This window comes from Sporomusa termitida (assembly GCF_007641255.1).
GTDB lineage: Bacteria > Bacillota > Negativicutes > Sporomusales > Sporomusaceae > Sporomusa > Sporomusa termitida.
The window spans coordinates 3,548,481-3,570,983 of sequence record NZ_CP036259.1 but is presented as its reverse complement, the minus strand read 5'-3'; the positions used below and the strand labels follow the sequence as shown (position 1 = coordinate 3,570,983).

The 22,503-nt window shown below is 52.9% G+C and carries 23 protein-coding genes; 19 read left to right on the top strand and 4 right to left on the bottom strand.

Annotated elements, in window-relative coordinates:
- Positions 1 to 490 precede the first annotated feature (490 nt).
- From SPTER_RS16780 to SPTER_RS16770, 3 genes are all read right to left on the bottom strand, one after another.
- Positions 491 to 742, bottom strand: coding sequence for a type II toxin-antitoxin system RelE family toxin (locus tag SPTER_RS16780; protein WP_144351429.1), 252 nt, complete (start codon positions 740 to 742; stop codon positions 491 to 493).
- Between the two features lie 16 nt (positions 743 to 758).
- Complete coding sequence (locus SPTER_RS16775; protein WP_144351428.1) at positions 759 to 1,016, bottom strand: hypothetical protein; 258 nt, start codon at positions 1,014 to 1,016, stop codon at positions 759 to 761.
- A gap of 101 nt (positions 1,017 to 1,117) precedes the next feature.
- Positions 1,118 to 1,354 carry a hypothetical protein gene (locus SPTER_RS16770; RefSeq protein WP_144351427.1) on the bottom strand — a complete coding sequence of 79 codons (237 nt, stop codon included), beginning with the start codon at positions 1,352 to 1,354 and terminating at the stop codon, positions 1,118 to 1,120.
- Between the two features lie 233 nt (positions 1,355 to 1,587).
- Between SPTER_RS16770 and SPTER_RS16765 the strand changes: the two genes are divergently transcribed.
- Positions 1,588 to 2,982, top strand: coding sequence for a capsule assembly Wzi family protein (locus SPTER_RS16765; RefSeq protein WP_144351426.1), 1,395 nt, complete (start codon positions 1,588 to 1,590; stop codon positions 2,980 to 2,982).
- A 387-nt stretch (positions 2,983 to 3,369) separates the two neighbouring features.
- Here SPTER_RS16765 and SPTER_RS16760 read toward each other — a convergent pair whose 3' ends face one another.
- Positions 3,370 to 3,597, bottom strand: coding sequence for a helix-turn-helix domain-containing protein (locus SPTER_RS16760; RefSeq protein WP_144351425.1), 228 nt, complete (start codon positions 3,595 to 3,597; stop codon positions 3,370 to 3,372).
- Positions 3,598 to 4,013: 416 nt separating this feature from the next.
- Here SPTER_RS16760 and SPTER_RS16755 point away from each other — a divergent pair, with 416 nt between their 5' ends.
- The 18 genes from SPTER_RS16755 to SPTER_RS16670 all read left to right on the top strand — a co-directional run bounded on the left by SPTER_RS16755 (position 4,014) and on the right by SPTER_RS16670 (position 22,503).
- The gene (locus SPTER_RS16755; protein ID WP_246105636.1) at positions 4,014 to 4,766 is read left to right on the top strand and encodes an SDR family NAD(P)-dependent oxidoreductase; all 753 of its coding nucleotides are present in this window, start codon (positions 4,014 to 4,016) and stop codon (positions 4,764 to 4,766) included.
- Positions 4,767 to 4,809: 43 nt separating this feature from the next.
- Positions 4,810 to 6,072 (top strand): MFS transporter, encoded by a 1,263-nt coding sequence (locus SPTER_RS16750; protein WP_144351423.1) that lies wholly within the window; start codon positions 4,810 to 4,812, stop codon positions 6,070 to 6,072.
- A gap of 62 nt (positions 6,073 to 6,134) precedes the next feature.
- The gene (locus SPTER_RS16745; protein ID WP_144351422.1) at positions 6,135 to 6,515 is read left to right on the top strand and encodes a hypothetical protein; all 381 of its coding nucleotides are present in this window, start codon (positions 6,135 to 6,137) and stop codon (positions 6,513 to 6,515) included.
- 36 nt (positions 6,516 to 6,551) lie between these two features.
- Complete coding sequence (locus SPTER_RS16740) at positions 6,552 to 7,583, top strand: hypothetical protein (RefSeq protein WP_144351421.1); 1,032 nt, start codon at positions 6,552 to 6,554, stop codon at positions 7,581 to 7,583.
- A gap of 40 nt (positions 7,584 to 7,623) precedes the next feature.
- Positions 7,624 to 8,181, top strand: coding sequence for a molybdopterin-binding protein (locus SPTER_RS16735; RefSeq protein WP_144351420.1), 558 nt, complete (start codon positions 7,624 to 7,626; stop codon positions 8,179 to 8,181).
- 44 nt (positions 8,182 to 8,225) lie between these two features.
- Positions 8,226 to 8,612 (top strand): hypothetical protein, encoded by a 387-nt coding sequence (locus SPTER_RS16730; protein WP_144351419.1) that lies wholly within the window; start codon positions 8,226 to 8,228, stop codon positions 8,610 to 8,612.
- Between the two features lie 9 nt (positions 8,613 to 8,621).
- Positions 8,622 to 9,296 carry a hypothetical protein gene (locus SPTER_RS16725; RefSeq protein ID WP_170233308.1) on the top strand — a complete coding sequence of 225 codons (675 nt, stop codon included), beginning with the start codon at positions 8,622 to 8,624 and terminating at the stop codon, positions 9,294 to 9,296.
- A 6-nt stretch (positions 9,297 to 9,302) separates the two neighbouring features.
- Entirely contained in the window at positions 9,303 to 12,821 is a 3,519-nt protein-coding gene (gene nifJ, locus SPTER_RS16720; RefSeq protein WP_144351417.1) for a pyruvate:ferredoxin (flavodoxin) oxidoreductase, read from the top strand.
- 163 nt (positions 12,822 to 12,984) lie between these two features.
- On the top strand, positions 12,985 to 13,332 hold the full coding sequence (locus tag SPTER_RS16715; protein ID WP_144351416.1) for a hypothetical protein: 348 nt from the start codon (positions 12,985 to 12,987) through the stop codon (positions 13,330 to 13,332).
- 109 nt (positions 13,333 to 13,441) lie between these two features.
- Positions 13,442 to 14,461, top strand: a complete 1,020-nt coding sequence (gene galE, locus SPTER_RS16710; protein WP_144351415.1) for a UDP-glucose 4-epimerase GalE — start codon at positions 13,442 to 13,444, stop codon at positions 14,459 to 14,461.
- A gap of 105 nt (positions 14,462 to 14,566) precedes the next feature.
- Positions 14,567 to 15,031 carry a VanZ family protein gene (locus tag SPTER_RS16705; RefSeq protein WP_144351414.1) on the top strand — a complete coding sequence of 155 codons (465 nt, stop codon included), beginning with the start codon at positions 14,567 to 14,569 and terminating at the stop codon, positions 15,029 to 15,031.
- 263 nt (positions 15,032 to 15,294) lie between these two features.
- On the top strand, positions 15,295 to 17,223 hold the full coding sequence (locus SPTER_RS16700) for a PrkA family serine protein kinase (RefSeq protein WP_144351413.1): 1,929 nt from the start codon (positions 15,295 to 15,297) through the stop codon (positions 17,221 to 17,223).
- Positions 17,224 to 17,261: 38 nt separating this feature from the next.
- Positions 17,262 to 18,449, top strand: a complete 1,188-nt coding sequence (gene yhbH, locus SPTER_RS16695) for a sporulation protein YhbH (protein WP_144351412.1) — start codon at positions 17,262 to 17,264, stop codon at positions 18,447 to 18,449.
- A complete protein-coding gene (locus SPTER_RS16690) occupies positions 18,442 to 19,734 on the top strand; it encodes a SpoVR family protein (RefSeq protein ID WP_144351411.1) in 1,293 nt (430 codons plus the stop codon). The genes yhbH and SPTER_RS16690 overlap by 8 nt, the downstream gene beginning before the upstream one ends.
- A gap of 249 nt (positions 19,735 to 19,983) precedes the next feature.
- On the top strand, positions 19,984 to 20,199 hold the full coding sequence (locus tag SPTER_RS16685; RefSeq protein ID WP_144351410.1) for a hypothetical protein: 216 nt from the start codon (positions 19,984 to 19,986) through the stop codon (positions 20,197 to 20,199).
- A 121-nt stretch (positions 20,200 to 20,320) separates the two neighbouring features.
- Complete coding sequence (locus SPTER_RS16680; protein WP_144351409.1) at positions 20,321 to 21,118, top strand: tyrosine-protein phosphatase; 798 nt, start codon at positions 20,321 to 20,323, stop codon at positions 21,116 to 21,118.
- Between the two features lie 175 nt (positions 21,119 to 21,293).
- Entirely contained in the window at positions 21,294 to 21,959 is a 666-nt protein-coding gene (locus SPTER_RS16675) for a response regulator (protein ID WP_144351408.1), read from the top strand.
- Between the two features lie 61 nt (positions 21,960 to 22,020).
- On the top strand, positions 22,021 to 22,503 hold the full coding sequence (locus SPTER_RS16670) for a glycosyltransferase family 2 protein (protein WP_144351407.1): 483 nt from the start codon (positions 22,021 to 22,023) through the stop codon (positions 22,501 to 22,503).

Here is a 22,503-nt window from a genome sequence, read left to right as displayed (position 1 = left end):
AAACCTTACTTCAGCAACAGTCAAGCAAGGATGAATTTTACCTTGCAGCTATCAGGTGAAGATTTCGTATGTGCGCCTCACGTTGCTTGTTGAGCAATCGTCACGCTGAAAACTGAGCATTGCTCACGGGTTCCCAAAATGCAAGAATATACATCCAATGTTGCGTCAGCCAAACATTGGATGTATATGGAGAGCCTTTTTTTCTAAAGCTTTATCTGTTAAATATCTTTTCGTTTGCGCATAGAATCATCGCCATCAATGAAGATAGTAGCTGAGAGCCAGCGTCACTCGGGGTCAGGCCTCGCGATTTGCGATTTAATATGATAAACGGATGTAGGCAAAGTCTGGCATTCTCTTGACTTTGCTCGACGGGTGGTTGGAGAACAGTATCGGCTCCAGTACAGCGTCAGTCTTTTCTGTTGTCCAATGGCCAACATTATGCAAGGGAGAGCAAACAAAAAAGACCGAAGATTTTCGCCGGTCTTACTATTTATCGGTAGATTTCTCTTCTATGACCAATATGCAATACTAATATGATTACTTTATCCTGGTCAATTGTCATTATAATATGGTAGTCTCCAACGCGAAGCCGCCAACGATCTATTTCGCCTTTGAGTTTCTTTATGTCTTTGCCGGCAAGGCTGTTTTCTAAATCTAATAGCTCTTTGATTATCCGCTTTCGGATTGGCATTTCAATTTTGGCTAAATCTTTTTCAGCTTGTCGGCTGATCTCAATCCTCATAAACCATATTCTCTGACTACATCTGAGGCGGACGCATTCTACCGGCCTTAATATCCTTCTCAGCTTCAGCAATCGCGGCTAAATCCTCATCAGATATTGGCTCATCGGTTTCGGGCGCATTCGCAAATGCTTCTAGCATAGTTTTATTCTTATCATCCTGATCGGCGGTCATAAATTCAGCAACAACTAGGCTGATCACCTTTTTTAGCTTACGAGCTTGATATTCGGAAAGGCTATCTATAATACCATGCAAATCAGCTTTGGCGGTACTCATAGTATTTACCTCCTTTATAGTGCTAATTATATTATACACAATTTACATCATTAATGCCAATCCCTTTAATCGTATGACAGGGCAATCGCTGGTCAAAGTGGTCAGGCCTCGCGATTTTGAGTGCACCAGCATTCTGAAGTTTGCCCATCTGCTGGTGCAGCATAGCCTTTGGAACGTGCTTTTTTACGCCATTGGTGCAGGTTTGCTTCACCAATACCGGTTTCCCTGGCTAATTCACCAGCCTGATAAAGTTCCAGTAGACCACATTTATGTTCAATCCCGGGTTTAAGCACATGTTTAAGCCAGACGGTAAATTGCTGGAAATCATCAGGCGGCATGCTCCGCAGACCGTTTATCAGAGTGCGCAGGCGGTAAATGATATCGATAACTGGTAGTCGTTAATAAGGAGTGTGGGTTCGTGATAGCATGGAAACAATCCCTAACAGCAGCATTGCTCATTTCTTCATTATCTGCAGGTGTCCAGGCCTCACCGTCTGATCTCGTTTCACACAATGTTCCCTTATCCAGTCCGCTGTACAGCTACATAGAAAAATTTGATGGGTTAGGCTATATGAAGTCAATCCCAGATGGGACAAAGCCGTATACCCGCATGCAAATGGCCCAGTGGCTGACGGAAATCCGGATCGAGGCAGCGCACCGGCCAGTGCCGGCGTACCTGGCGGGCATGAAGAATGAACTGGAGCGCGAACTGGCTCCGGAATTGCAGATATTGGCCGGGGGCGTGGCCGATACGTCGCTGGCATTACGGGAAGTACGTCTGGAGTTTGGCAACTATGACGGCAATAGCCTCCGCTACCGCCGGAACCCTGACAGTGGGCCACGGGCTGGCCAGCAGCCGCTCAACAATAATAATAACGGGTATCGTTATGGCAGGGACGCCAATGTGGTTGCCTCAGCTTTGCTGACTGGTAAACTTGATCCTGACGTGGCTGTTGCCCTGGCGCCGCGTATTAGCTATGATGATGACCGGCATGGCGACGCCGCTCTGACCAGCGGTTATGTCAAAACCAGGCTCAACGGGACTGCCATCCAGGTGGGCAAAGACCCGGTATTTTGGGGGCATGGGGCTACAGGGTCGCTGATTCTTGGCAATAACATGACACCGCTGACTTCAATTAAGGTTTCCAATCTTGAACCCTATAGGACTAACGGCTTTTTCCGCTTTCTGGGGGACATGAACTTTACTGCTTTGTACAGCGAGCTGGAAAGCAACCGGACGCGGTTTAATCAGGATGAGGTGGACAGTCCTTCGTTTGTGGGTATGCGGAGTACCTTTACCCCCCAGCAAAACTTTACCTTCGGTTTGTCCTTTACTTCTATGGTTGGCGGTAAAGGCAAAGGTCTGAGCAGCGGCGATTACTGGGACTGGCTTATCGGCGAAAACGCTGATGCCGCTGCCGATAAATGGAACAATATTGCCGGCTTTGATTTTAAAGTGCGGGTACCGAAATGGAATGGTATCCAGGTCTATGGCGAGTTGTATGGTGAAGACCAGGCCAACTACATGCCCTCCAAGATCGCGGAACGGGTGGGCGTTTATATTCCCCGGCTCAGCCAGGACGGCGCCTGGGATATGAAGGTGGAATACGCGAATACCAGCAGTGCCTGGTATGGGCACCAGCTGTATACCAATGGCTATGTGTATAAGGGTGACATTATCGGCGATCCCATCGGCCATAATGCCAGTCAGTATTATATGCAGCTTGGCAATTATCTGGACAAGGACAGTAAGCTTTCCCTTAATGTCAACCAGGTCAAACAGGACCGGGATGCCCCTGTTCAGCAAACCATAAAATCCCTATGGCTGCAATATGAGACGAAATTACAGGACCGGGTGTTCCTGGACGGCCAGGTTGGCATGGCCCGGGTCAGTAATGCCGATTTTAACGGCGGGCAGGATGAGACTGATCATTTTGCCGGCATCAGTGTGCGCTGGCTGTATTAACTATGAGGATTTCATTTGCTTCTCGTGATATTGCTACCACTGACCGAATAATCAGATATTTTCCGCCAAGTCTAGGCATCTTGTTACCAAAAACTATGATGTAAGCTGTTGGGGCTGCAATAAAGGTGCTGCCCATTGTCTTCAGCCGTATATTTCTTGGCGTATTTTTAGATATCCTTAACTCCTTGCCAACTGAATACGTGGATTGACCCGCCAATGCCTTTGGCCTTATCATAAGGGTCAGCCCACTCCTTAACATTGCTGCTTCCTGGTGATCTTGCAATCCCAATGGTAGCTTATCGTTGGGGGTGGGTCAATTTTTTTTTGGCGCCATAAGTTATTTATAGCCCGGCGGTGACAACCTGCCTATAGTGTATTAAATACTGTCTATCTTCTTTTCTTATTATCAGACAAGCCAACTATGTAGTCCAAGGACACGTTGAAGTATATGGCTAAACCTGTAGCAACATTCAGTGGGGGCAGCCTGTCACCTTTTTCCCAGTAGCTTACAGTTTGTTTGGTAACAGCAAATTCTGCCGCTAATTGTTCCTGCGTCAAATCATGTGCTTGGCGTAAATTTTTTAACCTGTGACCAAAAATTTCTCGTGAAAACATAAGAATACTCCTTGACAGTCAACAAATAGTTGACTAAAATAAAATATGGGTGAGTCAACTGCGTGTTGACAAATGAAGGAAGCTGGAAAAGCGGTGCCCGCTGTTGAGAAAGCCGGGGAAAAGCACCTAATGTCTAGGCTGTTAGAAAGGAGGCGGATAAAAAAGAGCAACCGAAACCACAGCCGGCTTACACACTTGTGAGCCGCCAAACAAGGGCAGAGTCTGCCTGAGTATGTGTCCCAAGGACACTTGTTGCCTATCGTCACACTAAGACGACTGCTGCTGATGGAGACGAATCGAAGGGAAAACAGGGGTGTGTTCCCACAGGCGATTGTCTCCATTATAGCGCAGCAAGGGCCTGGCTTCAATGCGGGTGCTGAAGAAAATGCAGCAAATTAATTGCAGAGGTGAAGTTGATGAAAGAGTTTGACGGGAAGATTGTTGTCGTTACAGGGGGGAGTGAAGGGATCGGCAAAGCGGCCGTGCAGCGGTTTTGCGAGGACGGTGCCCAGTGCATTATTGTAAGCAGGAATGAGGTCAAAGGCCGGGACTATGCCGCTGAGCTGACCGCCAGGGGGTATAAGGCCGGTTACGTTAGCGCTGATGTTGGCAAGGTTGGCGAGATCAAGGGCATGGTCCGGACGGTTATGGCGCGCTACGGGCGGCTTGATGTGCTGATCAATTGTGCCGGGGTCAATGTAAGGAAACTGGCCCTGGATTACACGGAAGAAGACTGGGACTATATTATCGATATCAATCTCAAGGGGTCCTTTTTCTGTTGTTTGGAATGCGGCCAAGCGATGGTTGCCCAGGGTTCAGGCGCTATTGTGACCTTAAGCTCCTTGCAAGGCCATATCGTGCTGCCTGAACGGACCATCTATGCGGCCAGCAAGGGCGGCGTCAGACAGTTTACCAAAGGGATGGCCAATGAATGGGCCAAAAGCGGCGTCAGAATCAACTCGATTTCGCCGGCTTTCATCAGTACCCCGATGGTGGAAAAAGTAATGAACGATGCTTGCTGGCGGCAGTTGATTGAAGCACGGACCCCGCTGGGACGGACCGGAACTCCCCGTGAGGTGGCGGAGCTGATCGTTTTCCTGGCATCACCGCGGGCCGGCTATATTACCGGCGCCGACATTGTCATTGACGGCGGCTGGACAGCCAGCTAAGCGGGCGTAAAACCGGAACGAAACATTACGAGGAGGCCGTGTCATGAAAAGATATCGCTGGGTAGTTCTGGGTCTTATGGTGCTGTTAACCTTTATCAACTATGTCGACCGGGCATCACTGTCGATCGTGGCGCCGTATGTTATGGAAGAGTTTGCTCTTTCCCCGGCGCAGATGGGGGTTTTGTTCAGTGGTTTTTTTGCCAGCTATGCACTGTTTTGTTTTATTGGCGGTTATGTATCAGATATTTACGGTCCGAAGAAAACAATTACCATTGCGTTGATATTGTGGTCGGTGTTTGCAGCGGCCCCGGCTGTGGCCTGGAGTTTTGCTTCCCTGCTTGTTTTCCGGATCCTGTTTGGCGCCGGGGAAGGGCCGGTAAGCTCGGTTACCAATAAAATGATCAATAACTGGTTCCCGGCAACCGAACGGGCCAAAGCCAAAGGCATTACCGATACGGGTATGTCGCTGGGGGCTGCCCTGGCCGGGCCCATCGTCGGCCTGATTGCCGTTCAATACGGCTGGCGGATATCCTTTATTACCTTAGCTGTGATGGGGTTTGTCTGGGTAATTTTCTGGCAGCGGCTGGTAACCGATCTGCCGAAGGATCACCCGCATGTATCCCCGGCAGAGCTGCAGGAGATTGAAACAGGTAAGGTCACCTCGGTACAAACGACGGTAAAACTGCCGCTGAGCTACTACATTAAGCAGCCAATCATTGTGGCGACTGTTGTGGCATTTTTTGCCACAAATTACGCAACCTACTTCTTTTTGACATGGTTTCCCAGCTATCTTGTCATGGCCCATAATCTGAGCATTAAAAATATGGCCATCGTCAGTGTTATTCCCTGGCTGTTTGGCGCGTTAGGGTACGGCCTGGGGGGCTTTATATCCGATTACCTGGTTAAAAAACTTGGCAAGCTGGTGTTGGCCAGAAAGCTAGTTATCTCGGTATGCCTGGCCGGGGCTGCCGTGTCCATCGGCCTGTGCGGCCTGGTGTCAACCGCGACGGCGGCTGTGGCCTTGATGTCGTGCGGTATATTCTTTGCGTATCTGGCAACCCCCTCCTATTGGGCGATCATCCAGGACTCGGTACAGAGCGACAGTGTGGGCCGCGTGGGCGGGTTTGTGCATTTTCTGTCGAACACCGCCGGTATTTTTGCCCCGAGCGTCACCGGCTACATCGTCCAGGTCTCCGGTCACTTTACCAGTGCCTTCTTTTTAACCGGGGGCCTGGCGATAACGGGAGCCCTGTTGGTAGCGGTGTTTGCCAAACCGGTCAAGGGATCGGCCGCACCTGGTCTTTAATCAAGTTAGCGGCTTGGGCGGTAGCTGAAGATTCTTTATAAGTTACTGGGGGAATTGTAAAAATGAGAGCGATGCACACAAGCCTGCCTGACTGGCTGCAAAAGCTTACAGCGGCAGTTTATCAGTGTTCTCCCCTGAAAACGGTAGTGATTAAGGGGCTTGAGAATTTGCAATATGCAAAATTCCAGTCGCTGCGGACCGGCAGGGTGGAATTGGCGGTCACGGCGCTGGCGGCGGACAGCCGGGTAGAGAATGTTGAGATTGTCGTTGTGCCGAGGATACCGGAAACCATGCATACCATTATTATCAAAGGGTTTGATAAGAGCGGCAGCCCGGTGAGGGCTATCCTGGAGAATACCAATATTCTGCACCCTACTGAGGATGTGGAGCTGGTTGGTTTTGCCGCAGTGGAAGACCGGCGGCCTAAATTAGGGGAGCATTAGCCGGGGAATGAAGGAATTTAGAAGCGGGGTGAATATATGAGCGACGGCAGGATAGAAGTCAGGTTGTTACCCAAAGGCTGTGGTCCCCAACACGGTGCACCGGTTCATATTGCCTATGTTGATGTGGGTGAGTTCGCGCAGGCCGGGCTTGCGCTTGATGAAGGCCTGCAAAGTATTGCCAAACATGTTCATTCACCGGTTGCGATCAATGTTTTTGATATGGAGCACGCCTATACAACCACCAGTGACGGTCTTTGTGTCGCAGGCGCCATTGTTGCGTTTGCCGCCGCCGATGGGGGTAAAATCCATCCGGAGTTTGGCCGGTTGTTTTGCAAGGAGCGGGAGGTAACCCCGGCAACGTTTGTCCGGGAACCGCATCTTAAACTGGGCTACGCAAGGTTTCCCGGGCGCAAGCTGTTTATCGGACCGGATCCGCTGCAAAAGATCGTGCCGCTGCACAATGTGGCGATTAGCGGCCGTGTCGTGAATAATAATTCCGGCACCGAAGTCATGGATTGCGTAACGATGGAAGAAATGCTTGTACCTATTCTGGGGCAGTTGCAGATCCTCAGAGACCAGGATATTCTCTGGGGCAGCACCGGGAAGGAAATTTCCGTGGGCATTGGCTGCACCATTGTGGAAGATTATAGCCGGTCCCAGCAGTTTTTGCAGTGTAAGCCCGGTGATACGGCACATAGTTCCGGTGTCTATGCGCAAACCCTGAAGGCCAGGCTGCCGTGTATTGTAGCTCCGAAGGAGGTGCTGGCAACGGCCATCCTGGATGCGCTTGATTTCGGCCTGCGGCCGGCCGCCGAATTAGGCTGCTCGCCGGCGGTCCTGCAGGTAGCGGCCGCTTACGGCGTGGAGCTCAATGCCCATAATATCACGCCGGCAGCGAGACTGGAATTAGCCGCAATCGGCATTAACGTGGATACGCTGGCTCAGAGCGGGCCGGCATTAAGCCGCGAGCAAATCATCCGGCAGGCCGACACCATTATCCCGGGGGTTGAGAATGCTGCCCGGATAAAAAGTGAGCAAGTGATTGAGAAAATCAGAATCAAGGTGTAGGCATAAATGGCCGGCAAAGTAGAGGTGACCGCAAGCCAACATGGAAGAAGTCGTTATTATTCCCACCGGCGATGAAATTAGGCAAGGCCTTGTGCTGGACACAAATTCCCCGCAGATCATGGCGCTGGCCCTGGGGGTTTGGCCTGCGTGCCGCATTGTCAGAGCGGTTCCGCCCCCTGACGGGAAAGCGGAGATTCAAGAAGAGGTGCGGGGCTGGGGCCAAGGCCGGGGCATTATATTTTTAACAGGTGGTTCCGGTGGCGGTAAGGTGTGTGACAGTAGTTTGGCAGTAGACTGTACGCATGAAGCTGTCCTGGATATTGTACAAGGGGGTGAGGCGGTCGAACTGATCGGCAGCAACGGGCATCTGCTGGCGAAAATTGTTGTGGGCAGATTTAAAGATAAGTTAGTTGTTACCCTGCCCGGACCTACAGTGGAGGCTGTCAGCGGGGCTAAGGCTGTTTTGGAAAGTGCAGCAGAAGATATTGATTGTAAGACATTGGCAATACAAGTAGCCCGGGCTATTGTTGCGCAGTATCCGGTGAAGGGAGAAAACCGTTTCCGCCTGCCTTTAACCAAGGAACCTGCGGGCCAATAACGTGAGCATCTATCGTAATGATTAAAGGCTGGAGTTGATGACTAATGGGCTGTGAACGCGTCATTGTCTATGTGGATAAGACCGTGGTCAAGGTTGTGGGACTAAAGATAGACCGGATTAATCTCACTGCGATCGAAAAGAAGCTGCTTGAGCGGTTGAACCGTCCGGTAAGGGTTATCGGCGTGTCCGGGGCAGGCCTGGAATTTGATGTATATGAATTCTCGCCGGCGCAGGTATTCAAAAATGAAGGGAATATTGTGGAGGTAATTGCCAATGAGGGCATTACCGGGGCTGAGGTTGCCAGAATCGTGCAGGCTGAGCAGGTTCCTGAAATCGCCTTTGACGATTTGGTTTCCATTACAGCCCAACAGGGCGGCTGCACGGCAGAAAAGTGGCTTCAATTACAACCCGGCACCCCAGTGGTGCGGTAGATTGCAAGCGTGGCAGCGGTGTTTATTTTTAGTTTCCGGCAGGTAGTAAGCCCGCTTGTAGCCTTATTAGTTATGGGGTATGGAACGGCGGGGAGTATCGGCAGCCATCAGGCCTTGCTGGCTGCAATCAGTAAACTGCAAGCAAGGCTTGCCTGGGAGCAATATGCCCTGGAGCGGATCTGTGATCCGGCAGCTATTGATTTTTGGCTGGCCAGACAGGGCCGGCTGTTTGCGCTGGAAAGCATGGCAGTCATTGCTTTGAGTATCAGCAGTCCAACCGTGACGGCAGCCGGGGGCGGGGTCATCGGTTCCCCGCTGTCAGAGCTGCTGCCGGCATCAGGTCGGCTGGAATTTCTAACACCGGATATTGGGCTTGTAGCCTTCCCGGGCGGCCCGGGGGTGGCCTTGCTGGGAATCAATCAGGCGCAGGGCGAAATTTTTATTACTAAATTAAACCAACTTGCCATAGACAATAGAGAACCGTCTCAAATCTTAAACCTGGCTGAAACTACGACCGCGGCCGCGGCCCTGGTTATTTTGGACGGCTGCGGCGGGCAACCCGGCGGGGGCGGTTTTTTCCTCCGGCAGCCGCTGACCAAGAAAACATATCGTTTGCCGGGGGGCCGCGTGAGCGGTGCCTATAGCCTGGAGCTGTATGGCCAAACTATTTACCGTAAGGAGTAATGGAGCATGACAAAGCGCAGACAACAAACCATGGATGGGAATACTGCCGCCGCCTACGTTTCCTATCATTTTACCGAGGTGGCGGCCATTTACCCGATTACCCCTTCCTCCTCAATGGCGGAGCTGGTTGACGAGTGGTCTTCCCAGGGACGTAAAAATTTATTCGGCCAGCCCGTGCGGGTGATAGCAATGCAATCTGAGGGCGGCGCGGCAGGAACCTTCCACGGCTGCCTTCAGGCCGGCGCGCTGGCGGCTACGTATACCGCTTCCCAGGGGCTGCTGCTGATGATTCCCAACATGTATAAAATGGCCGGCGAGCTATTACCGGCTGTTTTCCATGTAAGTGCCAGAGCGCTGGCGGCGAATGCGCTGAGCATCTTTGGCGACCACCAGGATGTAATGGCCACCCGCCAGACCGGGTTTGCCCTGCTGGCCTCCAGCGGGGTGCAGCAGGTTATGGATGTAAGCGCAGTGGCGCATTTGGCCGCCATCAAAGGCCGGATACCGTTTCTCCACTTTTTCGACGGCTTCCGTACCTCCCATGAGGTCCAGAAGATTGAGGTTCTGGAATCTGCGGAAATGGAAAAGCTGCTGGATAAAGAAGCCGTCCGGGAGTTCCGCCGCCGGGCGCTTAACCCGGACCAGCCGGTACTCCGAGGCACGACCCAGAATCCGGATATTTATTTCCAGACCCGGGAGGCGGTTAACCGGTTTTACCTGGCAATCCCTGCTCTTGTTGAGCACTATATGGGGGAAATCAACAAACTTACCGGTCGCAATTATCAATTGTTCAATTATTACGGCGATCCGGCTGCCGGCCGCATTATTATTGCGATGGGATCAGGCTGTGACGCGATCCGGGAAACGCTTGACTATCTGAATGCCGCCGGGGAAAAAGTTGGCCTGGTTGAGGTTCATCTGTACCGGCCTTTTTCCATTGAGCACCTGCTGCGCGCAATTCCTGCGAGCGTGCGGAAAATTGCTGTCATCGACCGGACCAAAGAACCCGGGGCGGCGGGAGAACCGCTATACCTGGATGTCAGGAACGCATTTTTTGGCCAAAAGGCGGCACCGGTCATTGTCGGCGGCAGGTACGGCCTGGGATCAAAGGATTTTACGCCGGCCCACATTGCGGCAATCTATAAGAATCTGGTCCTGGAAAATCCGCGGAACGGCTTTACGGTCGGCATTGTGGATGATGTAACCGGTACTTCTCTGCCCGCATATCCGGCCGACATCAATACGACCCCGGCCGGAACCACCTGCTGCAAATTCTGGGGACTGGGCGCAGACGGCACTGTGGGCGCCAACAAAAATACTGTTAAGATTATCGGTGAGCATACCGACTTGCATGCGCAGGCTTATTTTGCTTATGACTCCAAAAAATCCGGCGGTCTGACGATATCCCATTTGCGCTTCGGCCGGCAGCCCATACAATCCTCCTACCTGATCACTAAGGCTGATTTTGTGGCTTGTCATCATCAGGCTTATGTGGGCCAGTATGATGTACTGGCCGGGCTAAAACCGGGCGGGAAATTTTTGCTGAACTGTTTATGGACACCGGCGGAGCTTGCGGCCAACATTCCGGCCGCGATGAAGCGGTACATTGCCAGTCGCTCGATTGGGTTTTACATCATTAATGCAGTCGACATTGCGCAGCAGCTGGGCCTTGGCGGCCGTATCAATATGGTGATGCAGGCGGCTTTCTTTAAACTGGCGGCGATTATTCCGCTGGCCGACGCAGTGCGTTATCTTAAGGACGCGGTTGTCCAGTCCTACGGCAAACAGGGGCAGGCTGTCATCGACATGAACTGGGCGGCGATCGAGCGCGGCACTGAGCAGCTGCACCGGGTGCAGGTGCCTCAGGACTGGTTAAGTGCGGTCGATGAACAGGCGCCGTGTATGGGCCAGTTACCGGACTTTATTGAACAGGTCATGCTGCCGATGAATCGTCAGCAAGGCGATCAACTGCCTGTCAGTACTTTTACCGGCAGGGAAGACGGGACATTCCCGCTGGGGGTTACGGCCTGGGAAAAGCGGGGTATTGCCGTCAAGGTGCCGGAATGGCAGGCCGGCCCATGCATTCAGTGCAATCAGTGTTCTTATGTTTGTCCCCATGCCGTCATCCGCCCGCTGCTGCTCAATCAGGAAGAACTAAACAATGCTCCCGCAGGCTTGGCCGTAAAACCGGCGCAGGGCTATCCGGGGCTTCAGTTTCACCTGGCGATCTCCGCGCTGGACTGCACCGGCTGCGGCAACTGCGCCGACATTTGCCCGGCTAAGGAGCCGGCCCTGGTCATGCAACCACTGGCCAGCCAGCAGCCGTACAATGATGAATGGTGGTCCTTCGCCGGCACGATTTCGGTTAAACCGGTTCCTGACAAGCAGCAGCTGACGGTAAAGGGGAGTCAGTTTGCCCAGCCGCTGCTCGAGTTTTCCGGGGCCTGCGCCGGTTGCGGCGAAACCCCGTACGCCAAACTGGTTACCCAGCTTGTGGGTGACCGCATGATGATTGCCAATGCCGCCGGCTGCTCGACCGTGTGGGGCGGCAGCGCTCCGTCTGTAGCGTACACCACCAATGCCAAGGGCCAGGGGCCTGCCTGGGGCTTCTCGCTGTTTGAGGATAATGCTGAATATGGCCTGGGGATGCACCTGGGTGTACAGCAGGTGCGCCGGAATCTGGCCGGACTGATCCAAACAGCACTGGCGCAGCCTGTCGGGGAGCCGCTGGCAAGCGCCCTGCAGGCTTGGTTAACCCATAAGGATCAGGGGGAAGGGACCCGGGAGCGGGCTGAGCGGTTACTCACTGCTCTGGCAGCGGCGAAAGGCAGTAATGCCCTGTTAAACGAAATTTACGGGTACCGTGATTTCCTGGTCAAACGGTCGCAGTGGATTTTCGGCGGGGACGGCTGGGCTTATGATATCGGTTTCGGCGGGCTGGATCATGTTCTGGCCGCCGGCGAAGATATCAATGTGCTTGTCTTTGACACCGAGGTGTATTCCAATACCGGCGGTCAGTCCTCCAAAGCCACGCCGACCGCGGCGATTGCCCAATTTGCCGCCGGCGGCAAGGAAATACGCAAAAAAGATCTGGGTATCATGATGCTGTCTTATGGCTATATTTATGTGGCGCAAATCGCCATGGGGGCCGATAAAAAGCAGACGCTCCAAGCGATTGCCGAAGCCGAAGCCTATCCAGGCCCTTCCCTGATTATTGCCTATGCTCCCTGCGTGAATCACGGAATCCGCGGCGGGCTGAGGAGTCAGCTGCAGGCCAAACAGGCAGTGGCGGCAGGCTATTGGCCGCTGTACCGTTTTAACCCCCAGTTGCAAGCGCAGGGAAAAAATCCCTTCCAACTCGATTCTCCGGAACCTACGGCCAGCTTCCAGGAGTTCCTGCAGAGCGAAGTCCGGTATGCCGCGCTTCAGCGGCAATTTCCTGATAAGGCCCAAGTCTTGTTCGCGAAAGCCGAGCGGGAGGCGAAGGACAGGATCGACAGCTACAGGCGGTTGGCCAGTCAGTAGAAGCACGGGGACGGTCATTTTGCTTCTCCCAAATGAATGTTTCAGGAGTTAGTCCAGGTTTTCTGTATTTTGCTTTTTATTTTCATACCACGATGATATACTGGAAGAAAAGACGGAAAATACAATCCAGAACCTAAGTGGGGAATTGTGAGGAGGATAGGTAATGAGCGAAGAACGTTTTGACCGGATGGAACAAATGATGGCCCAACTGATTACAATGGTAGGCCACAATAATGCCGTTACCGAGGAATTGCGTCAGGATGTCACCGGCCTGAAGCAGGATGTTGCAGGGCTTAAACAGGATGTTGCTGTACTGAAGCAGGATATAGTAACTCTTGCAGGTAAGCTGGAAAAAGGGTTTGCTGATATCGTCCATATGATACATGTACTTGGTGATAAGGCTGATAAAATAGAACTGGTACAAGCCCATCATTCAGATGTGCTTGACGTGCTGGCCATTCGCACTACCCGGCAGGAGGCTGAGATTCAGGCTTTAAAACGGGCCATGTAGCTTGCTTCAGGTACATAGGAGTTGCTGGGAGAAAGTGGTACGGAATAGGACGTGAAAGGGGCAGCGAGCCTGATTCGGTAAAATACGGGAGTTGGAAAGGAATTACGCGATGTCTATTTTAGTGACCGGCGGTACCGGCTATATCGGCAGCCACACCTGTGTGGAACTGCTCCAGGCAGGCTATGATGTAATTATCGTCGATAATCTCAGCAACAGCAAAGCGGCAGTGTTAAATCGTATCAAGGCCATCACCGGCCAACAGCCCGGGTTTTATCAGCTGGATATCCGGGACCGGGACAAGCTGGACAAAGTCTTTGCGGAAAACCGCATTGAGGCGGTTATCCATTTTGCCGGCCTTAAAGCGGTGGGCGAATCGGTGGCTTTGCCGCTGGCCTATTACCACAATAATATTACCGGCACGCTGGTGCTGTGTGAGCTTATGGCTCAATATGGGGTTAAACAGCTGGTCTTCAGTTCGTCGGCCACGGTGTACGGCGTACCGGAGCGTATTCCCCTGGGCGAGGATTGTGGCCGCAGTGCGACCAATCCCTACGGGCGGACAAAGCTGATGATTGAGGATATCCTGAGCGATCTTTATGCTGCCGATCCGGCCTGGGGCATTGCTTTACTCAGATACTTTAATCCGATCGGGGCGCATGAGAGCGGTAACATCGGGGAAGACCCGCATGACATCCCCAATAACCTGATGCCGTATATTACCCAGGTCGCCATTGGCAAACGGGACAAGCTCAGTATCTTCGGCAATGACTACGATACCCCTGACGGCACCGGGGTAAGGGATTTTATCCATGTGGTGGATCTGGCGAAAGGCCATCTGAAGGCGCTGGAAAAGGTACTGGTCAGTCCTGGTGTGACTGCCTATAACCTTGGCACCGGTCAGGGGTACAGTGTTCTGGAGTTAGTCCGGGCCTTCGAGCAAGCCACCGGGCGGCCAATCCCCTATGTAATTACCGGCAGGCGTCCAGGCGATATCGGCATATGCTATGCGGATACAACCAGGGCTAAAGCAGAACTGGGCTGGGTTGCTGAAAAAAACATTGAGGATATGTGTAAAGATGCCTGGAACTGGCAAATCAATAACCCCCAGGGCTACCGTGATGGTATGTAGCCATAGGTTCGACACCTAAAGCAGCCCCCAGTCCCTTGACAGGACTGGGGGCTGGATGTTTAATGTAAAGGGACCTTAATCAAAGGTAGTCAGGCGGAGGCGTTAATGAAAACTTTGGCACTGTTGTTTTTTGGCGGCTGGATGCTGCTGATTATTTGGTTTTCCGCACAGCCGGCCGCTGAGTCTAAGGGGCTGAGCGGAATGGTGGTTCAAGCGCTGGCCGACATGCTGACAACCCTGCTGCCTGTGGCTCAGAGTGCGAAAGAACAGCAACTGCTGATTCAGCACTTACACGGGTTTGTGAGAAAGGTGGCCCATGGGGTCAACTATTTTGTCCTGGGCTGTCTGGCTTATCAGGCCTTGCGTTTGCATCTGGGCATACAGAAAAAGGCGTGGCTGGTGGCTGTCACTATGCTTTTTTGCGCCGCTTTTGCCGCTGTGGATGAATTGCACCAGGTCTATGTGCCGGGCCGCAGCGGTGAGCTGCGGGATGTGATGATCGATAGCGGCAGTGCCCTGGCGGGCATCCTCTTTTGTTCACGATATGGAAGCCGCAAGGGACAGTCCTGACGGTTAGCGAATAAGGACACGAAGGCAAGTACCCGGCCCGGGTACTTGTCTTTGTGTTTTTTTGCCACAAACATCCTTTAGACAAGTTTACATAATTTTGATATACTAATTACAAACAAGGACAATTGTCCGCAAATTAGGGCTATTAGTATACAAACATACATTGTTTGCGGCATAAATTGCTGCTGATTAACAATTGGCGATGGTGCTAATGCCCTGAATTACCAGCCGGTTACCGAGTAAATACGTTAAGGAGGCCAGGTATGGGAAATTTTGATTTTGCCAGTCTGATTCAAACAGACCGTGAGAACCGGAAGCATCAGCATTTTTCCGGGACACTGCTTGATTATCTTGCAATTGTGAAGGACAACCCGAAAGTCGCCATGCTGGCCCATCAACGTATGCAGGAACTGTTGGCCGCACCTGGGGTGGAGATTGTCAAAACCGAGGAAAACCCCCGTTTAAAACGGCTTTACGGTAATGAAACCTTGCGCCGGTACAAGTTTTTTGCGAATGACTTCTACGGCATTGATAAAAGTATTATGAAGATTATGCGCTATTTCCATTCGGCCGCCATGAAGGGCGAGGAAGCGCGGCAGGTATTGTACCTGGTGGGACCGGTAGGGGCCGGCAAGTCCTCGCTGATGGAAGCGCTGAAAAAAGCCCTGGAGATGAGTCCGCCGGTGTATGTCATCAAAGACTGCCCGATGCGGGAGGAGCCGCTGCACCTGATCCCCAAGCACCTGCGGCCCCAGTTTGAGAAGGTGCTTGGGGTTAAGATTGAGGGGGACCTGTGCCCGGTTTGCCGTTACCGGCTTAAGAACGAATATAACGGCGAGTTTGAACAGGTGCCGGTGGCGGTGGCCGAGTTTTCGGTCCGGTCCCGGAAAGGGGTGGGCGTTGTGCCGCCGGTTGATCCGAATAATCAGGATACCTCGGTGCTGTCCGGTTCGGTTGATATCTCCAAAATGGACCTGTACGCCGAGGATGACCCGCGGGTGCTGGCGTTGAACGGGGCCTTCAATGTGGGCAACCGGGGCCTGGTGGAGTTTATCGAGGTCTTCAAGAATGATGTTGAGTATCTGCATACGATGATTACCGCGACCCAGGAGAAGTCGATCCCCTCGCCCGGCAAAGGGTCAATGATCTATTTTGACGGCATTATCCTGGCCCATTCCAATGAGGCTGAGTGGAACAAGTTTAAATCCGACCATACCAATGAGGCCATTCTGGACCGGATTGTCAAGGTGGAGGTGCCTTATTGCCTGGAGCTGGACGAGGAAGTCAAGATCTACCGCAAGATGCTTAAGAACAGTGCCTTTGACGCCCATATTGCGCCCCATACCATTGAGGTGGCGTCGATGTTTGCCATCATGACCCGCCTGGCCCCCACCAGCAAGGTGGAACCCCTGACGAAGCTCCGCATCTACAACGGGGAGGAGATCGTCGAGAAGGGCTCAACCCGCAAGGTCGATATTATGGAGCTCCGGGAAGAGGCGCAGCGGGAAGGCATGAGCGGTATTTCGACCCGCTTTATTATGAAAGCCATTGATACGGCTTTGTCCGAATCGGAGCATAACTGCATCAACCCGCTGGCGGTGCTTGATACTCTGGTGAAGGCGGTCAAGGATATGGTCATTGCCGACGATGAAAAGAAACGTTATCTGGGCCTGCTGCAGGATACGATTAAAAAAGAATACAACAAGCTGCTGGAGAAAGAGGTGACCCGGGCCTTTATCCACGGCTACCAGGAGCAGGCCGAAAGCCTGTTTAACAACTATCTGGATCATTCGGAGGCCTTTGTGAATGCCACCAAACTAAAAGACCCCAATACCGGCGAGGAGCTGGAGCCGGATGTGGCCTTCCTGCAGTCGATTGAGGAGCAAATCGGCATTACCGGTACGGCTGCGCTCGGGTTCCGGCAGGACGTAACCTCCTATATGTTTTCCCTGCTGCGCAACAAGGGCACCATCGACTACCGGAGCTACGAACCGCTCAAGGAGGCCATCGAGAAAAAACTGACCGCCTCGGTCCGCGAGTTGTCGCGGGTTGTGACCAAGGCCCGGGTGCGGGACAAGGAGCAGGACGGCAAATATGATGCGATGGTGGCGGAGATGAACCGGAGCGGCTATTGTGACCATTGCTGCAATGTGATCTTAAAATATGCGGCCAACAACCTCTGGCGGGATTAGCGCCGGCAATGAGAACTAAGCGGAAGGCGGGGAGAGCTGTGGCGATTTTCAAGGACGCAGGTGCCGGCGGAACCGACCGTTCCCAGTGGGACCGCAAGCGGCACCGTCAGTTGGTCGAGGATGCCATCAAAAAAAATGTCGGTGGCATCGTCGCGGAGGAAAGCATCATCGGGCAGAGCAAGGACAAGAAGATTAAGATCCCCATTAAGGGGATCAGGGAATACCGGTTTGTTTATGGCAACAACAATGGCGGTACAAGCTCCGGTACCGGCGGCGAGCAGCGGGGCCAGGTCATCGGCAAAACCGGTCAGCCCGGTCCGGGACAGGGGGCCGGCCAGGCCGGCAATGAGCCGGGCGAGGATATCTATGAAACAGAGATCACGCTGGACGAGCTGGTGCAGTACCTGTTTGAAGACCTGAACCTGCCTGATCTGGAACGCAAAAAGTTTTCCCAGGTCGAAACCGAGCGCAACTATAAACGGTCAGGGTTTCAGCGCAAAGGCATCCCGCCGCGCCTGGCCAAGAAACGCTCGGTCATTGAGAAGCTGAAACGGCAGCAGACCGCCCTGCGCGGCGAGGGGGGACCGGCCGCGGACGGGGGCAGCCGGGCCGGCCGGGTTCCCTTCCGGGAGGATGACCTGCGGTATTTCCGGGTAAAACCGGAGCTGGACCGGCAGTCCAATGCCGTGGTCATCTGCATTATGGATACCTCCGGCTCGATGGACCAGACCCGCAAATATCTGGCCCGCAGTTTTTTCTTCCTGTTGTATCAGTTTGTCCGCTATAAGTATGAGCAGGTGGAGGTCAGCTTTATCGCCCATACCACGGAGGCCAAAGAGGTCAGTGAAGACGAGTTCTTTCACCGGGGCGAGTCCGGCGGCACCTATATCAGCAGCGGCTATGCCAAAGCGCTGGAGATTATAGAACAGCGCTATAATCCGGGCCTGTGGAATATTTATGCCTTCCATTGCTCGGACGGCGACAACTGGCAGGAGGATATCCCCCGGGCGGTGGAACTGGCCCGGCAGCTATGCGCTGCCGGCAATCTGTTCGGTTATGTCGAGGTGGGGGTTAAACACTGGGTCAGCGCCGTCCAACGGGAATATGACGACAAGATTCAGGCCGATAACTTTATCACCGCCAGAATGACCGATAAGGACGATGTCTGGCCGGTGTTTAAACAGATTCTGGATAAGGACACCGCAGGGAGGGAGGACGATGACTGATTACACACTGGCGGAACTGGCGGGGTGGAATGACCGGATTGAACAACTGGCCGCAGAGTTTGGCCTGGATTGCTATCAGCAGCAGTTTGAGCTGTGCAGTGCCGAGGATATGCTGTGTTATGAGGCCTATACCGGCATGCCGTCCCACTACCCGCACTGGAGTTTTGGCAAGGCCTACGAACGGCAAAAGACCTTTTATCAGTATAACCTGAGCGGGCTGCCGTATGAAATGGTGATTAACTCCGATCCCTGCCTGGCGTACCTGATGCGGGACAACACCCTGCTGCTGCAGATTCTGACGATGGCCCATGTCTACGGGCATAACGATTTCTTTAAGAATAACCGTCTGTTCCAGCGGGATACCCGGGCGGAACTGACGCTGGCGACCTTCAAGGCCCAGGCCGACAGGGTGCGGGCCTATATCCAGGACCCGGGCATCGGCCCGGACAAGGTGGAGCGCATCCTGGATGCGGCCCATGCCCTGCGGTTCCAGGTCAGCCGCACCGGTCTGGCGCAGGCCTATTCCCGCCAGACGCTGGAGCAGGAGCGCGCCGAGGCCGTACCCCCGCGGCTGCAGCATGATTTGCTGGCGTTTCTGGCGGCCAAAGGCCGGCTGCAGGACTGGGAACAGGACCTGGTGACCATCGTCCATGAGGAGAGCCTGTATTTCGTGCCGCAGCTGGAGACCAAAATCATGAATGAAGGCTGGGCCAGCTACTGGCATTACCGGATTCTGCAGCAGCTGGACCTGCCCCAGGGGCTGCATCTGGAGTTCCTGCAGCGGCACAACCTGGTGGTCCGGCCCCATCAGCAGCAGCTCAATCCTTATTTTGTCGGCTTCAAGCTGTTTGAATATCTGGACCGGTCGCTGGGGCGGGACAAGATTAAGGAGATCCGGGCCGGCGAGCGGGATCATTCTTTTCTGCGGCGCTACCTGAATGAGGAGCTGTGCCGGGAGATGAACCTGTTTGCCTACGCGGTGGAGGGCGATAATGTGGTTGTGGCCGAAGTGGCGGACGAAGACGGCTGGCAGCTAATCCGCGATCAGCTGGCCAATTCAGTCGGCCTGGGCGGAATCCCGGCCATTACACCGGTGGCTGTGGAACAAGGCGAGTTAATTCTGGCGCATGACTATGACGGCCGGGAGCTGGAGCTTGGTTATGCCAAGGAGACCCTCAAGCATGTCGCCGCCTTATGGGGGGACGGGGTCAAGCTCCGGACCAGGCTGGCGGGAAAAGAGAAGCTGATCTGCTGCAACCGGTTGCAGGAGGTGATCATTGTTTAGTGCCGGTTCTGGTGTTTGCCGGCCGGAGCTATATATACCCCGGCAGCCTGCGACTGCCGGGGTTGCTTGTCGACAGATAGCATTATTTGTCGAAATTTGCATTAAATATACGAAAGTTTTTGATTGTCATTCTCAATGCGATTGTATATAATAAATACATATAAATGTCAATAGGACCAATGAACTAAATTGTCAGGATTATTCTGTAAAATATGACGAATAAATTGTTGACGTTTAAGGGGGATCACGGTGACAGAGTTGGAACGTATCGAATTTTTAAAAGAACAGCTGTTGAAATTAGGTTATCGCAATTATCAATTGCAGGATATATACCGGGAGGTACTGGGCCAGTCGAGCTGTCAGCCGGCCGCATTGTCGTCAGAACAATGCCGGGAGCTTATTGAAACGATGGAGGAATATTGTTCTTTCGCCCAAAAATGTTTGAAGAATAAAATAAATAACTAGCCAAACCGCCGGATTCAAGCCTGGAGGTTTGTTTTTTTACCAGCCTGATAATTGACAAAACCAGGGGACAAAGGTACACTAAAAACGAAGGTTACCCAAGTAAAAGGAGACATAATATCAGATGCTGGACATACATTGTCACATTATTCCGGCCATTGACGATGGGGCCAGGGATTTGGACACCTCGCTGAAAATGCTGGAGATTGCGCAGAACAATGGCACAAAGGCCATTGTGGCCACCCCTCATGTCATTGAGGGGGAGTGGCTGCCGGCCTGGGAGCAAATTGTGGCCGGGTGCCGGCTGCTGCAGGCCGAAGGGAGTACGCGCGGGTTGAATCTGCCTGTTTATCCCGGCGGGGAGGTTGCCATTCATCTGGATATTCTGAAGCTGGTGAAAGAGCCGGGACCGTATTGTCTTAACGGCGGCCGCTATATGCTGGTGGAGTTGCCGGCTATTGATATTCCGGGTTTTACCGAGGACTTCTTTTTTAATTTGCAGGCCCGCGGCATTACCCCGGTTCTGGCTCATCCGGAGCGGCATCCGGTGCTGGCCAAAGATCCGGAGATCCTGGTGGAATGGATTAGGCGGGGGGTGTTAACCCAGGTCAACGGTTCCAGCCTGATGGGGCGGATGGGTGAGCGCAGCCGGCAGACGGCGGAGCTTTTACTGGCCCGGGATATGGTGCACTGCATCGGGTCTGATGCCCACAGCGCCAGGCACCGCAATCCTGATTTATCAACAACGGCGGAAAAACTTAGAGGTTTAATCGGGGCGGAAAAAACCCGGCAAATACTGATCACCAATCCCCAAGGTATAATCAACAGCCAGGATGTGGAGATTTTTGAAGTACAGTCGTTAGCCCAAGCGAAAAAACCTGGTATTTTTCGAAAATTGTGTATGCGGCTTGGGGTTTATTAGTTAACATGCGTAAGGTCCTACTAGACAGTAGGACCTTTGTCTTATCCGTAATAAGAGAACAGGAAAGTTGCAGGAAAACCGACAGGGAGGGCGAATATTAGACATATTAGTCAATCTGGAACATTTTTAAATATTGTAAATATTATGCACATGCCCGGCAGGGAGGTGAATGTTTTTGACAATAAAACTTTTAATAGCCGATGATCATGCGCTTCTTAGGCAGGGAATTAAAAATGTGCTGTCGCTGGAACCGGATTTTGATGTAATTGGGGAGGCCTCGGACGGGGATGAGGCGATCAGGCAGGTTGAGCGCCTTAAGCCTGACATTATTCTGCTTGATGTGAATATGCCGCGTATGAACGGGCTGGAAGTAACCCGGCGGCTTAAGGCTGCCAATCAAACAGTTAAAATCATTATTCTCACCATTCATGATGATGAAAGTTATGTGTTTGAGGTAATCAAGGCCGGGGCCATTGGTTATCTGTTAAAGGATATTGAGCCAGGCATGCTGGTCAAAGCTATCCGCACAGTCTTTGAGGGGCAGTCGTTTATTTACCCGACCCTGGCCCGGCGGTTGTTCGGCGAGTTTTCCCGGCAGGAAGAGAAGCGGCACGAGACGGCCATGGCGCAGCGCCGGAAGGAGGAACGGTTAACCTACCGGGAGATTGAAGTGCTGCAGCTGATTGGTCAGGGGCTGAGTAATCAGGAGATTGCCCAGAAGCTGTTTCTGAGTGAGAAGACCGTAAAAAATCATCTGACCAATATCTTCCGCAAGATTAATGTGGTTGACCGGACCCAGGCAGTACTGTACGCTATCAGGCAAAAGATTGTGGTATTATAATTGACCAATACCGGGGTGCCCGCATATATTATCCTATCCCAAATGAAGGGGGTAGGATAATTTGTTTTTATCATATCCGGTGAGTATCGTCATTGTATCGCTGGCCCTGTATGGCTTGTGGTATGTATTAAAGGATGTGTGGAATTGGTTTACTGCGTTGGAACTGGTACGGTTACCTGACGCCAGTTTTATCATTTTGCTTAAGAATATGGAATATGAAGTGGAAGATTTGATGCGGTACCTGGTCAGCGAGCTGGAGGAAGGCAGCCATGGCTTTGATGCTGTTGTGGTCGATTGCGGCTCCGATGACTTAACGCCGGTCATCCTACAGCGTCTGGCCGGGGAAATGCCGGTCCTGACGATTGTTCATTCCCGGAGCTCGCTCCGGCCGGTCTCGGAGGCGATGCCGCTGTGCCGGGGCTCGGTGGTGCATGTGCTTGACCTGACTACCCGGCTGAAAACGGAAGAGTTTATTGCGGTGGTAGCCTCCCTGCTGCGGCAGAAGAAAGGCGATATTGCCATCCGGAGCCGGATGGAGGGCTAG

What these genes read in the sequence shown, in the direction of transcription:
- SPTER_RS16780 (WP_144351429.1), bottom strand. Translation starts at nt 742, where the DNA reads ATGAGGATTGAGATCAGCCGACAAGCTGAAAAAGATTTAGCCAAAATT.
- SPTER_RS16775 (WP_144351428.1), bottom strand. Translation starts at nt 1,016, where the DNA reads ATGAGTACCGCCAAAGCTGATTTGCATGGTATTATAGATAGCCTTTCC.
- SPTER_RS16770 (WP_144351427.1), bottom strand. Translation starts at nt 1,354, where the DNA reads ATGCCGCCTGATGATTTCCAGCAATTTACCGTCTGGCTTAAACATGTG.
- SPTER_RS16765 (WP_144351426.1), top strand. Translation starts at nt 1,588, where the DNA reads ATGAAGTCAATCCCAGATGGGACAAAGCCGTATACCCGCATGCAAATG.
- SPTER_RS16760 (WP_144351425.1), bottom strand. Translation starts at nt 3,597, where the DNA reads ATGTTTTCACGAGAAATTTTTGGTCACAGGTTAAAAAATTTACGCCAA.
- SPTER_RS16755 (WP_246105636.1), top strand. Translation starts at nt 4,014, where the DNA reads ATGAAAGAGTTTGACGGGAAGATTGTTGTCGTTACAGGGGGGAGTGAA.
- SPTER_RS16750 (WP_144351423.1), top strand. Translation starts at nt 4,810, where the DNA reads ATGAAAAGATATCGCTGGGTAGTTCTGGGTCTTATGGTGCTGTTAACC.
- SPTER_RS16745 (WP_144351422.1), top strand. Translation starts at nt 6,135, where the DNA reads ATGAGAGCGATGCACACAAGCCTGCCTGACTGGCTGCAAAAGCTTACA.
- SPTER_RS16740 (WP_144351421.1), top strand. Translation starts at nt 6,552, where the DNA reads ATGAGCGACGGCAGGATAGAAGTCAGGTTGTTACCCAAAGGCTGTGGT.
- SPTER_RS16735 (WP_144351420.1), top strand. Translation starts at nt 7,624, where the DNA reads ATGGAAGAAGTCGTTATTATTCCCACCGGCGATGAAATTAGGCAAGGC.
- SPTER_RS16730 (WP_144351419.1), top strand. Translation starts at nt 8,226, where the DNA reads ATGGGCTGTGAACGCGTCATTGTCTATGTGGATAAGACCGTGGTCAAG.
- nifJ (WP_144351417.1), top strand. Translation starts at nt 9,303, where the DNA reads ATGACAAAGCGCAGACAACAAACCATGGATGGGAATACTGCCGCCGCC.
- SPTER_RS16715 (WP_144351416.1), top strand. Translation starts at nt 12,985, where the DNA reads ATGAGCGAAGAACGTTTTGACCGGATGGAACAAATGATGGCCCAACTG.
- galE (WP_144351415.1), top strand. Translation starts at nt 13,442, where the DNA reads ATGTCTATTTTAGTGACCGGCGGTACCGGCTATATCGGCAGCCACACC.
- SPTER_RS16705 (WP_144351414.1), top strand. Translation starts at nt 14,567, where the DNA reads ATGAAAACTTTGGCACTGTTGTTTTTTGGCGGCTGGATGCTGCTGATT.
- SPTER_RS16700 (WP_144351413.1), top strand. Translation starts at nt 15,295, where the DNA reads ATGGGAAATTTTGATTTTGCCAGTCTGATTCAAACAGACCGTGAGAAC.
- SPTER_RS16690 (WP_144351411.1), top strand. Translation starts at nt 18,442, where the DNA reads ATGACTGATTACACACTGGCGGAACTGGCGGGGTGGAATGACCGGATT.
- SPTER_RS16680 (WP_144351409.1), top strand. Translation starts at nt 20,321, where the DNA reads ATGCTGGACATACATTGTCACATTATTCCGGCCATTGACGATGGGGCC.